Genomic DNA, 13,787 nt, shown 5'->3' with positions numbered 1-13,787 from the left:
TTTGATTATACCAAATATACGTTCTGTCTTCTATTGTAGCATTTGTTATAACAGAAATGAAAGTACTAGTGAACATTTCCCTATTTGTTAGTTATATAGACCGTGTGAAAAAACAGAAAAGAATTCATAAAAGACTCTCTTTTGAAAAATCGAATCAAAAGAGAGCCTTTCTTTGTGACTATATGTTCAATTTTTATAAAAAGTTTAATCCAAACACATGTAAGGTTCTGTAATTGAAAATATAACATCGTGACTTTATTTCATATCCATATCTTCTGCCTAAAAAACTATTTATTATGCATTTCTACGTTTAATAAATAATATTGCTCCAATAGTTAATAACAAAAGACCGGCTCCGACTGAGAACCACGTAAAGTACATATTTCCACCTGTAGCTGGTAATGTTCCTGCTTTTGATGTTTTTCCTGTTTTAGGTTGCTCTGATTGTGGTTTTTCTGACTGTAGCTTTTCTGGCTGTGGTTTTCCTAATTTTTTCTCTTTAAACTTCACTGTATGGCCCGCATCTTCAATGTCAACATTGATTGCTACTAAAATATCATCTTGATATAGCTCTTCAAATACTACTACTTCTTTACCTTGTAGCTTAGAAGCATTAAATGTGAAATCAAGTGTGATAGAAGCACTTTTCTCTTTTGCAGTAAACTTAGATTCTACTGCTACTTCTTTACCATCAACTAGTAAAGGTTGCTTTGTTGCTTTATCCATTAGTTTACCTTTTGCAACATATTCTTTACCTACGATTAAATCTTTGTATTCCACTTTATCTTGGATCGTGACAGATTCGTTTGCATACATCTCTTTTCCACCATCCGCTTTGTTTGTTGCTGTTGTTTTGATTGTTGGTTCTACGAATCGAACTGTTTGCCCTGCATCGTTAATATCAGATTGAATTGCCACTAAGACACCATCTTGATACAGCTCTTCAAACACTACTACTTCTCTACCTTGCTGTTCTGCACCAACGAAAGGAAAGTCTAATGTTACAAAACCATTCTTTTCTTTTGCTGTAAACTTTGTCTCAGCCTTTACTTCTTTTCCATCAATTAATAACGGCTTATTCGTAACTTTGTTCATTAGTTTACCTTTTACAGTGTACTCTTTACCAACAACTAAGTTGGTGTACTCAACTTTGTCTTGGATCGTGATAGACTCCTTTGCATGCATCTCTTTTCCGCCATCAGCTTTGTTTGTAGCTGTTGTTTTCACTGATGGAATCTTTTCAATTTCTGCGCTAGCCTTTGGTAACATTAAGTTAAAGAAAAGAGATATGACAGAGAGTAAAGCTAGAATCCTAATTACATATTTCCTCCCCATATTTACAACCTCCTGTTTGATTTACATTACAAACATTTAAAATATTCTTACCAAACTGCAATTCCATTATAAAACAAAAATTACATACTTTAACATTTTGTTTTGATTTTTTAAACTTTGATTATAGGGATTTATCAATAACTTGTTTTAAAATAAAGTGAAACTTTAATTAGTGGTTTTTTGTTCATCCTTCACTAATTATCAGCCTTTACCAATCAGACTTTTACGGGCAGCCTGAATTTCACCTCACTTCTTTGCTCTAGCTGAATTTTAAGGTGGGAGGTTTACTGCTCACAAATAGCGTGGGGAATATTTGACGCTTACATTAAAAAAGCACTTGTTGTCTTTAATTGACAATCAAGTGCTTTAAGTTCATATGTTTTTAAGTAGCATAAATTTGTAAGTTTTGTAGTAACGGTATGACACCTTTTATATGTCGCGACAACTACTACGTTAAAACTTACGAGTTTGTACGAGTTCGTTAGTTTTATGTCCATTCCATGCCTTAATATTCATCATCCAGTAAAATGTCATCTCGCCTAAGCTTGTACCCTGTTTTCTATTCTATCATTGCACATAATACTCTATGATGGTACAACCATCATGAGTCATTATTTTCAAGCTTCTCATTGTTTTCCTGTATCACTCAAAAATCTTTTTGGAGTTCCTTTATCTAATTTTAATCATGTGATTTGTCTAGATAGATGTATTAGTGAAGCATACCCATAAATTCATCGAATGTATCTGCAACATGATGACTTACTGGTTCAAGTTCAGCAGAATTCTCATGATCCCACACACAAACTTTCGGGTTACTTCTTGATTCTCTAAAATCTAAACATAAAAAATCACCGGCAAATAATACAGCGATTGGTAATAAAGCTACTCCCAGTAAATCTCCATCATCTGTAAGTCTCTCATCTAGCTGAGTCCATGTTACATCAATATCAAACATACCTATTTCAATATTTTCTGGGGCTTCAAGAATACATAAAAACCTAATAACTGCATAGCTATGGTTATTACACACAAAAGATTTCTTTTCTGGGGAACCACCATTATTAACTTTTATGAAATTCTTATAATCTACCGGTAGTTGAACTCTCCAAAATTCTTCTTTCTTTAATATTAAACTATCAGACGGTAACGGATAAATTATAGATTCTTTTTTAATTTCCATTCAAAACACTCCTTTTTTATTATCTTGGCGCATCTGCCCACATTCCTTTAGTCCTTCCACCATTATGAACAGTAATACCATGGATTCCGTAAGGAACTAGTTGCATTTTCCCTGGTACTTCAGTATGATGCCACGTATAAGAACCATTTTCCACCATAGCCCTTATATCCTCTGGAAGCCTGTTATTCAACCAGTCAAATTGCTCCACATCTCTTTTTAACCATAAATCTTTTGGAAGTTCATCTTTATGTACTACTAGACCAAGTCCTTCAAAATCAGCAAATCCATAGCGCATACCTTCTACTTTTTTCACTTCAACTTTCGGGATAAGACCTAGTTCTTCAGCTCGTTGTTTTATCATTTTCCTTATAATGTCGAGCATAATCATCTAATACGTCATCAAAATTCTTAGTTCCGTTAATAAAATCAGCTATATTATTTAAATTAACTTCACTTGCTGTCTTACTTCTATTCCCCGTACCCTTAACCCCACCACTCTCCAAATTCGAGATCCTACTCTGAATACTCGCCTTTGAGGCATCATGGGCTTCTTTTATACTTTCACTTTCATTAAGTAATACTTCTTGCTCTTTAATGAAGAGAGATGGTTCACATCTTTTGCTAGTTTAATTTCAATTATATAATATTCACGACTTAGTCCATCCATCAAACAATTCTTACAAATAATCTATATTGACTTCTACTTATTTATCAATCTCTAAAAAAGAGCACTCGCTACCAATCATAGGTTTTCGAGTGCTCAAATGTATATAATCCCCATCATATTTAAATCATTTTTAAGATTTGTTCCTTCACATTTTCATCAAATTTGGCTCCTTCTACCTTCGCTCCCTTCCAAACTACATTGTCAAGTTTAGCACCGGTAAAATTCGCATCCGTAAAATTCCCATTTAAAAGGGTCGCTCCTGTAAAATCTGCATTTGTAAAATTTGCACTTCTAGCATTTACTTCTGATAAATTTGCATTTCCTAAATATGATTTTTCAAAATTGCCTTCTGTAAGATTCGCACTGCTGAAATTCGTTCCCGTACAGTCGGCCTGTTTTGCATCTATTTTATATAAATTTGCTCGTCGAAAAGTAGCATGATTTAATATCGTTCCAACTAATTCTCCATATGAAAAATCAACTTCATCAAAACATGTTTCAAAACAACTACTTATATTTATCTTTGCATATTTCATATTTGCTTTAGAGAAATTAGCTTCACCAAATCTACAATCTGCAATATGTATTTCCTCTAAATTACAGCTCCTGAAATCAGCAAACTCAAAATCACAATCAAAAAAAGATGCTCTCATTAGTGAAGAAGCTCTTAAATGGACTTGTTTTGCCATGATACCCTCTGCCATCACCTCTGACAAATCAGAAAAAGTAAGGTCTAAATTGCTCATATCTAGCCCATCTATAATTTCATCATTGTATTGAGATCGATTTAATATTTCCATGACTTTTATTCTATCATTATTTTTCTCATCCATGATTACAAATTCCTTTCATTTAACTTTCCAGATACTCCTTCCAAGCAACATTTGGAGAATAAGTTATACCCATCTGATCTTCATCAAAACTTGGTATAGCCATTACTTGTGCTGGTTCCAAATACTTCATTACTTGTAGCCAATTATCAAGTAATGTATCACTGTCACTCTCTAATGGATTATTTAAAATATCAATACAAAGGCCACCCCAATCTAGCTCAGATACCACAGCTGGACTATTTTGTAATAATTCCTTATCAAACATTTCTAAAATATGACCACTAAAGTATGTTCTAGCCCCTATCCCTAAGGGACCGTTAGGAAGAAACCTAACTGGTATTGGTTGGGAAGATATTTCCATCCACATTTGTAAGCGTTCATGTTCGGTATTCCACGGATATGATAAAGGCCAAAAAATTTGAGTTACTCCATAACTTGGTTTCGCAATTTCTGCGATTTGGTCAGATAACTCAAAAAAAGCAGCCCATAATTTTTTAGGTATTGATTTATGAAACTCAAACTCTAAAAATGAACGATGGCTCCAGTTAACTTGAAAACGTCCTGTGTAGTTCACAGATTTATCACGATACAGGTAAACTTCTGATACTATACGCTCTGAAACTACTTTTTCCAGCATTTCCTGACGTTTATATTCTACCTGTACCGTTTCACAGTTGCCCCAATGAGTAGGAGCAAATTTTTCATTTGACTCAAACACATCCAAAAGACGACCTAATAATTCTTCTTCGTTAAAAGATACTGTAGGATACATTGTAATTGTGAAAAAATCTGGTTTCATGTATATCCCCCTTAATATTAAAAAATATAGTCACATAATAATTTTTATTCACAGCTTTTTCCACCTACCTCCACCAGGTAAACGTGTATTGTTCTCCCATTTATGAGTCACTTTACCGCTATTTGGATCAGTGTAGTAAACATCACTATCCTTACCCAAAGGTCCACTTGGTCTTGGTTTAGGAGGAATCCCATTCAAATCAGGTTTGTCACTTGATATTGACACAACATGACTCCCATTTTTATCTTCGAGCATTTCTCTTTCAGCTCGCATTTGCCTGTCGTTATGAATAGTTTGCTCTTTTTCACCCATTTTGTGTTTGTGATCATGAACTAAATCAATTTCACCCTTATCATTACGCCCAATACTATCTGAACGCGTAAGATGCCCTTCACTAGATGTATATGTAACAACCTCACCAGCGTTATTGTCTTCTAATTGGCGATCAAGATGTTCTCCCAAGGCTTTTCTCCCTTTTATTTCTTCTTCTCTTCCACGCTCTTGGCTCTTTCTTAAATTTTCAGTCCTAGCATCCCAATCTTTACGCTCTAAAGGTTGTTTCGTTTCTTCACAATGACGATCATATCTAATATCATCTGCTGCCTTATAATCTCCTCGCGCTTTGGCTTCATCTATTTTCATTCGATAGTATTTTTCTCGTTCTGAAGTTAGTTTAATTTTGTTTGGGTTTGTATTACTACCTTCACCCGTACCCTTAGCCACACTACCTTCCTTACTAACTCCTGAGCCACCACTACCCTTAGCAAGTTGATAAGCGTCATCCTTAGCTGCCGTACTTGCCTTTGAAAACTTTCCAGCTACTTCTCCAACAGTTGAAGATTCTATATAAGGAAGCTTCATTCCTATTCCAGTATCCACCATCCTAACTGCTACTGGAATAGGAGTATTTTTCATCGCATCTAGTGCATTCTTTAAAGTCTTATTTTCCTTAAGCGATTGTACCACATTATTTCTACGCTAAAATGCAAAAAAGCACTTGTTGCCATAATTGACAATCAAGTGCTTTAAGTTCATACGTTTTTAAGTAGCATAAATTTGTAAGTTTTGTAGTAACAGTATGACACCTTTTATATGTCATGACAACTACTATGTTAAAACTTACGAGTTTGTACGAGTTCGTTAATTTAATATACATTCCATGCGTTTATATTCATCCCACAGTAAAATGTCATCTCGCCTAAGCTCGTACTTCTTTTTCTATTCTATCCTTGCACGTAATACTCTATTTAAAGCAGTTACATAAAAACCTTGATAAGTATTCAACTTATCAAGGTTTAAGCTCTATAACTTATAATTTTCCCATAGTTTTTTTCTCATTATATGTGTCTCTAAATCTGCTAATCTAACAGGTATGGGTAACCGACTTTCTTTATTAATAAGTCTCATGACAATTTCAGTACTTGTCTCTATATCAATCCAGTTACCACATGAGATAAAAATGGGTTTTACACTTTTGGTTGTTCTTAAAGCTCGACCATATATTTCATTATTAATGATAATATCCGTATACGATCCCTCTTGATTTTCAGGCATAGTAAAATCTACATCTTTAATCTTTAAATAACTTTTCGCTACACCAATTGTTGGTTTATTTAAATAGAAAGAAGCATGTGTTGCAATACCCATGTGTCGATAATGCAAATAACCATTCCCATCAAACATATAGATATCTGGTTGTTTAGTTAGTTTTTTTGCTGCAGCTTTAATTAAAGGCAACTCACGAAAAGCAAGAAAACCTGAAATATACGGGATTGTTATTTCTCCATAACTGTACACTTTTTCAACAACTTCATGTGTACTAAAATCAATGACTACAATACAGCATGTACCATACGTTTTACCATTTATTTCCCAATACGCTAAATCTACTCCTGCAACAAATCGTATTTCTTCTAATTGAAAGGTATTTCTAAGTTGTACTTTTGGTAAGAATGCACGCTGCTCATTTTTAAATTCCTCTATTAAAGGTTTTAATTTAGAATTATCCATTGCAATCACAGCGTAAAATTTTTTCAATAAATAGTAAATTCTCTTTGGTTGATTCAAGCTTTTGTTTTTTTATATATTCTTGTTGATCCCGCTCAGCGCAACATAAACATATCGCCGTATTTAAACTCCTCTTCATATTTCCCTCTCCACTTTCATACCAAATTTAGTGCATACCTCCTGTATGTCTTCTAACCATACTTCATTTGATGAATTACAACTCAACATTTCAACTGATTTTGTATAGTATTTACTTTATTATACTTTTGGCTCCCTACTGAATTTTTTAGCATATAATAAATCTGATTCACTTGGTTCTGTTTTTTGTTCTATAATATTCCCTTGTTCATCATACTTTTTAAAAGTCATCTCACGTCCGGCAATACATTCAGACTCATACTTTTTCGCCCTGTTTTCAAAGAATTCAACCTGGTAGCCTTCTGCCGAGTTTTTATTCATATTTCCTATCCTTTTTATATTACCACTCGGATAAAACTCCACATATTTTCCTTGTTTAACACCATTTTCTACGTAGAAATAACTTTCTATATTCCCATTTTCATAAATATCGTAAGCTAATCCAGTAAATAATTTTTCTTTTCCATCATCAGTATACTCTACTATTCCTAAATCATAAGGCCCCCCGTATTCTAAGTACTCCTCAAACTCTAGGCCGTTCTGTATTATATACTCCTTCGTTAATATATCATTTAACATTTTTTGAAACCTCCGTGATTATTTCAAATTCATCTGTAAGATAAGCACAATGAGGACACCTTAGAAACATCATTCCAGCTGGTTTTGTTCTATTTTGCCCCGTATGAATTACATTGATAACAAAATTATCCAAACCAGCACTTGGATTAGCCTTTAATGCTTTATTCAAGGCAATTACTTCAGCGTGTGAACCTGCACCTTTTGTAAATGTATATGAATCAATAACTTCTTGTGGCATAGAATCATATCTTGACTTTATTAAAGGATGGAAATCGGGCAATATTCCATCGTAGTCATTTATCGAATAGTGAATTTTACCAGTTGTTTTATCATACACTCCAGCAAAGGCTGGACCAATTTTTTTCTTACTTATCCCCGTATCCTTTAACTTTTGCAATTCCTTAAGTGTTTCACCGCGTAAGTTAATCCTATAATTCAATTCTTTTGAAGTAAATTTTCCATATTTATTACGTAAATAATCTATTCGACTATTACCCGTACCCTTAACCCCACCACTCTCCAAATTCGAGATCCTACTCTGAATACTCGCCTTTGAGGCATCATGGGCTTCTTGGAATTTCCCGCTATAGTTCGTTCCAGTTCTAACGACACTTCCATCTGGCAGTATTTCTACACCTTTAAAGAATGGGGATACGGAGTCCGCACCTTTTGCTAATGTATTTTCAATTATATAATAATAGTAATTTTCATTAGCCTGAATTCATAAAAAATAATTTCTAAAAATTTATAGCATGTCTATCTATTAAAAAAGCACTTGTTGCCTTTCGTAGACAATCAAGTGCTTTAAATTTATATGTTTTTAAGTAGTATTTAATTTGTAAGTTTTTTAGTAACAGTTCGACAGCCTTTACATGTTGTGACAAATACTAGGTAAAACTTACAAGTTTATATAAATGCATTCTACTTGTATTTATTGCTTAATAAATATAGAATACACTATTTTATCCTTCCATTAACTTCTTCCTCATTTTATGTGTTTCTAAATCTGCTAATCTAACAGGAATAGGTAAACGACTTTCATTATTAATACAGTTCATAACAATTTCAGTACTTGTATCTAAATCAATCCAGTTCCCACAAGAAACAAAAATAGGTTTAACATTTTTGGTCGTTCTTAAAGTTCGACCATAGACTTCATTATTTATTACAATATCAGTGTAAGATCCTTTTAGATTCTCTGGCATAATAAAATCTACATCTCGAATTTTAAGATAACTTTTTGCTACACCAATAGTTGGTTTATTTAGAAGAAAGGAAGCATGAGTAGCAATACCCATGTGACGATAATGTAAATATCCATTACCATCAAAAATATATATATCTGGTTGCTTTGTTAGCTTTTTAACTGCCTCTATTATTAAAGGTAACTCTCTAAATGCAAGGAAACCTGGAATATAAGGGATTGGTATTTCTCCATAACTGTATACTTTTTCGACAACTTCCTTTGTACCATAATCAATGATTACAATACAACATGTACCATACTTAGTTTTATTCACATCCCAATAAGCCAAATCTACCCCTGCGATAAATTGTATCTCTTCTATTTGAAAATTATTTTCTAATTTAATTCTAGGTGATAATTCACTTTGGATTTTTGAAAACTCTTGTATTAATTTCTTTTCATCAAAATTATTCATTATCATCACAATCAGATAATCGGGTAATTAGTCTTAATTCCTCTTTTGTTGGAGCAACTTTTTGCCTAATTATATTCCCTTGTTTATCCCATTCAGTATATTTTAAACAAACGCCAAACTTAAACGTTCCTTCATATTTGAGTTCTTCGCTTTCATACCAAATTTTTCTTATACCTCTTGTTTGTCCTTTTATCATGTAATCTATAGATTTAACTTTCCCATTATGGTGAAATTTAACATAATTACCTTCTTTAAAACCATTCTTATAATAACAGTAATACGCTAGATTCCCATTTTCATATAACTCATAAGCTAATCCAGTAAAAGGTTTTCCACCTTCATCTTCTGGGTTATCCAGCACTTCATCGCTGTAAGAGGTAAACCATAGTTCCTCATCAAAATCTATACCCTGTTCTAATACATATTCTTTACTTAATACATCCATCTTATTTTCCAATTTTTCTCACCTCTGAACTAAATTCAAATCCTTCAGTAATAAAATTACAATGTGGACAGGTTGGCATCATCATACCAGCCGGTTTCAATTTCTTACCAGATCTTACGACGTGGGTAATAAAATCTGTTGGCTGTGCGTTGGGATTCGCAAGTAATGCCTGATTCAAGGAGTATACCTCTGCGTGGGAACCTGCTCCATACGTAAATTTATAACCATCTCTAACACTACTAGGCATGTTCTCTATCCGATCCCTAATAATTGGGTGCAATGTAACTGGAATATCACCGTCAGTATTGTTAATTCCAAAATAATATTTTCCAGTATTTTTATCAAATGTTCCTGCAACCGCTGGACCCATTTCGTTTTTTATTAGCCCTAATGTATTTAATCTTTCAACCTCTTTTTCTACAGCACCACGCAAATTAATTCTATGATTTAATTCTTGTGGAGTAAATCGACCATATTTATTACGCAAGTATTCTATTCTACTTAATTTTTCACTACTATTAGAAACTTCACCCGTACCCTTAGCAAGTTGATAAGCGTCATCCTTAGCTGCCGTACTTGCCTTTGAAAACTTTCCAGCTACTTCTCCAACAGTTGAAGATTCTACATAAGGAATCTTCACTCCTATTCCAGTATCCACCATCCTAACTGCTACTGGAATAGGATTATTTTTCATAGCATCTAGTGCATTCTTTAAAGTCTTATTTTCCTTAAGCGATTGTACCACATTATTTCTACGCTAAAACGCAAAAAAGCACTTGTTGCCTTTGGTTGACAATCAAGTGCTTTAAGTTCATCTGTTTTTAAGTAGCGTAAATTTGTAAGTTTTGTAGTAACAATATATCTATTTTGTTTTCTGTCCACTTCAAATATATTTTGCTATAGATTTATCAGTATTTATGTTTTTATAGCTGTACAGTAAAATACACTTAAAACAAGCATAATTGTATAAACTACCCCTTTAAAGCTAATATTTCTTCTCTATTATAGTCAATCATTGCTAAAAAGTACTCGTCAAAGTTCTCAAATCTATCTATTTCTTCGCCCGCAAACCAAATAATCTCTCCTGGTCTAGAAGAAGAAGGTAGACATAAAACAAATAAATCCCTATCAAATTTCGAAACTGCAATTGGTAGTAGCTCATGTCTTAAAACACCACTACCCTCTAAAACAACATCATCTATAGCTTTTAATAGCATCTGAGCATAATCCATTATAGAAGATTCCTTTAATTGCTCCGTACCAAATAAATCCACCGTTTGATAAAAACCTGCCCAACCATTGGCATATTGAAGAAATTCTCGATACATTGAATCAAGTTTATATCCCAATTCTTGTTCAATAGTGCAAATAGATTTTTCATTTGCTCCCACCTCTGGAAAATGGTGTGGCCATATTTTTTCTACATCTTGTTTCATTAGCTCCTGCTTCACTAAAATCATGGTAGCTATCTTATCTTTCCAATTATTCACCGTCTACTCCTCCTCTACAAACTTAAATTTTGTAGGTTTATAACCAATTGGATATTTATTAGCCTGTCCACCTATGCTCATATTAACTTTTGGGTCAAGGTCTAACCAACTATGAGGATCCGGTTTCCCCATCCAAGTTGTATCGGGAACATGACCAACATGTCCCTTGTATGCTTCTCCATTATCGGCAGCACGCTTGCCTTCTAGTCTTGCCGCACGTGAAGCTTCTTGTCTTAATTTACCTTTAGTTGATACTCTTCCTGTTGGTGATAAAGCACCCGCTTCTAAAGCTTTATTAGATCCCTCAACATAAGCCTTAACTTGTGCTATCTGTTCATCTGTCGCTCCTGGTGGTGCTTTGACTTCAACAGGTCCCCCAGTTTTACCCGTACCCTTAGGAACTTCATCGACTTTCCTTTCGAACTTGCTGATTAGATTTCCAAGCTTTTCCGTATCAACTTGGAGGGACCTCAATCCGAATAAATCAGCCGTTTGACTAAGCCTAACCTTAACAGGAATTGGAACATTCTGATATTCCTTTTTCCACCGTTAGCCGTGCTCATTCCGTCATAAACAGGGAGCTTGTATTTAACTTCATAAATACCTAGAATATCCGGATGTGGCGGTTTTGTTACACCTTGATTAATATTTCTTTATCGGATCACCGAAGCTGTCTAAAATGTACTATTCAAGGTTTTCAAGGTTGTGTCCACCTTTTATACCTATAGTCGGTTTTGTTTTAAAACCTTCTACTTCAATTAAATGCTTATCATAACCAGTCTTAAAATTCACTTTAATTTTCGGATTAACTTTAGGAACTTCACCCGTCCCCTATGTTGTACTTTTAAATAATTCGGGGAAAAAGAAGAGGCTTTCTCTGGGTCGTTAGACCATAAAGAAAGCCCCGTTAAAATTAAAGAGATTAACCAACTATTAACTAATTCGAATCAATAAAATCCTATCATTAGTTTTCAGGAATATATAAATTATCCACAAATTCAGAGAAACTTTTAGAAATTAGTCGGATGTATTCCTCTCTTAACTCGTTATCTTCTTCAAAGTAATCCATATCACAATGATATACACTACCTCTATCTTTCCCATCAATTGATAAACAAATCAAACTTCCCGCTGGGTCAATTCCAATTGGAAGCAAATTACTTGGTACCACTTGCACCAAATTATAACTTCTTAATTTCTCTTCTAGATTTATTTCATTTTCTATTGATAGAGGAAAAAACATTGAAACAGACGATGTTATTACGCCTTTCTTAGTTGTATCATTAGTTTTAAATCTTCGTTGCTCAGTTTTCCCTCCATTTTTAGACAGCAAAAATTGTTTATAATCATCAGGGAACAATATACCATACTTATTTTCGAAATCTTCGATATCTTCAATGCCAATAGGAGTAAAAGTATATTCAAAATCTAAATTCTTCATACAATTAACCTTCTTTCCTGTTCATTTTGTTTTTCTCAATCAGAGTATAATCTCTCAATCAATTCAGAAAAAGAGTCGCATATTAATTTAATTTTATCCTCATTCACTGATTCCTGATCATAGAAAACTACTGACGGAGAATCTTTAGTATCACAGTAATTAAAACAAATCAGTCCCCCAAATGGGTCTCTTGCAAATGGAATAATACCTTCCGGAAGTGAAGTTAATTCATAAACAACTTCTATATTTGCATCTTTGCTTGTAAAACTTAATAGACAATCAAAGACTGCTCCACCCTCATCATCATTAATATCATAAATATTAGGCTCAGGATAACCACCGTTATTTTTTTTAATGCATTCACGGTAATCATCTGGAAATCTGACACCAAATGAATTCTCCACAGCAATAATTACTTGCTCATCTATCGCTCCATCCGTAAATAGCCAAGTTACTCGTCTCATTTTATCATCTCCAAAATAATTTTCTTCAGTTTACCTGTTCTACCGTCATCTCCACCACCCCAAATTGCTCTACCACCTGTATGACCCGCAACCTGATATTCATAGTAATCAACAAGTTGCATTTTACCAGTCTCTTGATGATGATGCCATGTGACTGATTTTGGCTTCTTACCTAATTTGAATAGCTCAATATCTGTTGGGCTGAATTGTTTTGCTAAGTTTGGATCTTTCATTATATCGTCATATAATTTTTGTGAGAGATATTTAAACTGCACTGAGTCAGGCTCTATATGATATGACTCTGATAAAGATGTTTCATATTTTGAATTAAAAATTGGGTAACCATCTTTATCATATTTAACTTTATAAGTTTCCCCATTTTTCTTAGATGTAAATGTATAAGTAGTAATTCCTGTAGAATCATCTACTACTTTTTCTTCAAAATCTCTTGGTTTATTAGGTTTTCTACTATAAGGAGGTAAATCTCTAGCTGCTTTTGTCATAGCTTCTTCATATTCTGCAGTTCTTTCATTAGTCGGTTTAATTTTTTTAGTTTGAGTACCTTCACCCGTACCCTTAACCCCACCACTCTCCAAATTCGAGATCCTACTCTGAATACTCGCCTTTGAGGCATCATGGGCTTCTTGGAATTTCCCGCTATAGTTCGTTCCAGATCTAACGACACTTCCATCTGGCAGTATTTCTACACCTTTAACGAATGGGGTTACGGTTTCCGTGCCCACAACTT

The 13,787-nt window shown here is 33.8% G+C and carries 16 protein-coding genes and 4 pseudogenes; all 20 read right to left on the bottom strand.

Annotated features, from left to right (window positions below):
- Positions 1–294 precede the first annotated feature (294 nt).
- Positions 295–1,233: pseudogene (locus EUC40_RS10750) on the bottom strand (VaFE repeat-containing surface-anchored protein); the annotation flags it as partial.
- A gap of 811 nt (positions 1,234–2,044) precedes the next feature.
- Entirely contained in the window at positions 2,045–2,515 is a 471-nt protein-coding gene (locus EUC40_RS10740; RefSeq protein WP_156574977.1) for an SMI1/KNR4 family protein, read from the bottom strand.
- Positions 2,516–2,534: 19 nt separating this feature from the next.
- A complete protein-coding gene (locus EUC40_RS10735; protein WP_167520146.1) occupies positions 2,535–2,876 on the bottom strand; it encodes an HNH endonuclease signature motif containing protein in 342 nt (113 codons plus the stop codon).
- Entirely contained in the window at positions 2,857–3,039 is a 183-nt protein-coding gene (locus EUC40_RS27595; RefSeq protein WP_244322203.1) for a hypothetical protein, read from the bottom strand. Before EUC40_RS27595 ends, EUC40_RS10735 begins: the two co-directional genes overlap by 20 nt.
- Positions 3,040–3,301: 262 nt before the next feature.
- Positions 3,302–4,015: a pentapeptide repeat-containing protein gene (locus EUC40_RS10730; protein ID WP_156574974.1), complete on the bottom strand. Its 714-nt coding sequence runs from the start codon at positions 4,013–4,015 to the stop codon at positions 3,302–3,304.
- A gap of 19 nt (positions 4,016–4,034) precedes the next feature.
- Positions 4,035–4,814: a hypothetical protein gene (locus tag EUC40_RS10725; RefSeq protein WP_156574972.1), complete on the bottom strand. Its 780-nt coding sequence runs from the start codon at positions 4,812–4,814 to the stop codon at positions 4,035–4,037.
- Between the two features lie 48 nt (positions 4,815–4,862).
- Positions 4,863–5,780 carry an ADP-ribosyltransferase gene (locus EUC40_RS10720; protein ID WP_244322190.1) on the bottom strand — a complete coding sequence of 306 codons (918 nt, stop codon included), beginning with the start codon at positions 5,778–5,780 and terminating at the stop codon, positions 4,863–4,865.
- A 336-nt stretch (positions 5,781–6,116) separates the two neighbouring features.
- On the bottom strand, positions 6,117–6,824 hold the full coding sequence (locus EUC40_RS10715; RefSeq protein ID WP_140392499.1) for an endonuclease V: 708 nt from the start codon (positions 6,822–6,824) through the stop codon (positions 6,117–6,119).
- A gap of 255 nt (positions 6,825–7,079) precedes the next feature.
- Positions 7,080–7,538 carry a toxin-antitoxin system YwqK family antitoxin gene (locus EUC40_RS10710; protein WP_000930862.1) on the bottom strand — a complete coding sequence of 153 codons (459 nt, stop codon included), beginning with the start codon at positions 7,536–7,538 and terminating at the stop codon, positions 7,080–7,082.
- On the bottom strand, positions 7,528–7,977 hold the full coding sequence (locus EUC40_RS10705) for a YwqJ-related putative deaminase (protein ID WP_341874033.1): 450 nt from the start codon (positions 7,975–7,977) through the stop codon (positions 7,528–7,530). The genes EUC40_RS10710 and EUC40_RS10705 overlap by 11 nt, the downstream gene beginning before the upstream one ends.
- A 51-nt stretch (positions 7,978–8,028) precedes the next feature.
- Positions 8,029–8,259: pseudogene (locus EUC40_RS27500) on the bottom strand (DNA/RNA non-specific endonuclease); the annotation flags it as partial.
- 241 nt (positions 8,260–8,500) lie between these two features.
- On the bottom strand, positions 8,501–9,199 hold the full coding sequence (locus tag EUC40_RS10700) for an endonuclease V (protein ID WP_033690210.1): 699 nt from the start codon (positions 9,197–9,199) through the stop codon (positions 8,501–8,503).
- On the bottom strand, positions 9,192–9,644 hold the full coding sequence (locus tag EUC40_RS10695; RefSeq protein WP_063220681.1) for a toxin-antitoxin system YwqK family antitoxin: 453 nt from the start codon (positions 9,642–9,644) through the stop codon (positions 9,192–9,194). Before EUC40_RS10695 ends, EUC40_RS10700 begins: the two co-directional genes overlap by 8 nt.
- A gap of 1 nt (position 9,645) precedes the next feature.
- Positions 9,646–10,392: pseudogene (locus tag EUC40_RS10690) on the bottom strand (YwqJ-related putative deaminase); the annotation flags it as partial.
- A gap of 223 nt (positions 10,393–10,615) precedes the next feature.
- On the bottom strand, positions 10,616–11,134 hold the full coding sequence (locus EUC40_RS10685; RefSeq protein WP_001067164.1) for an SMI1/KNR4 family protein: 519 nt from the start codon (positions 11,132–11,134) through the stop codon (positions 10,616–10,618).
- Positions 11,135–11,137: 3 nt separating this feature from the next.
- Positions 11,138–11,608 carry a hypothetical protein gene (locus EUC40_RS10680; protein WP_156574968.1) on the bottom strand — a complete coding sequence of 157 codons (471 nt, stop codon included), beginning with the start codon at positions 11,606–11,608 and terminating at the stop codon, positions 11,138–11,140.
- A 490-nt stretch (positions 11,609–12,098) separates the two neighbouring features.
- Positions 12,099–12,575, bottom strand: coding sequence for an SMI1/KNR4 family protein (locus tag EUC40_RS10675; RefSeq protein WP_016101033.1), 477 nt, complete (start codon positions 12,573–12,575; stop codon positions 12,099–12,101).
- A 35-nt stretch (positions 12,576–12,610) separates the two neighbouring features.
- A complete protein-coding gene (locus EUC40_RS10670; protein WP_156574966.1) occupies positions 12,611–13,039 on the bottom strand; it encodes an SMI1/KNR4 family protein in 429 nt (142 codons plus the stop codon).
- On the bottom strand, positions 13,036–13,542 hold the full coding sequence (locus tag EUC40_RS10665; RefSeq protein WP_244322201.1) for an HNH endonuclease: 507 nt from the start codon (positions 13,540–13,542) through the stop codon (positions 13,036–13,038). The genes EUC40_RS10670 and EUC40_RS10665 overlap by 4 nt, the downstream gene beginning before the upstream one ends.
- A 120-nt stretch (positions 13,543–13,662) precedes the next feature.
- Positions 13,663–13,782 (bottom strand): annotated as a pseudogene (locus tag EUC40_RS27205) (DNA/RNA non-specific endonuclease); the annotation flags it as partial.
- Positions 13,783–13,787: the final 5 nt, after the last annotated feature.

Source organism: Bacillus luti (genome assembly GCF_009739945.1).
GTDB classification, from domain to species: domain Bacteria; phylum Bacillota; class Bacilli; order Bacillales; family Bacillaceae_G; genus Bacillus_A; species Bacillus_A luti.
Note: the sequence above shows the minus strand (reverse complement) of the source record. Positions and strands in the feature narration are given on the sequence as shown.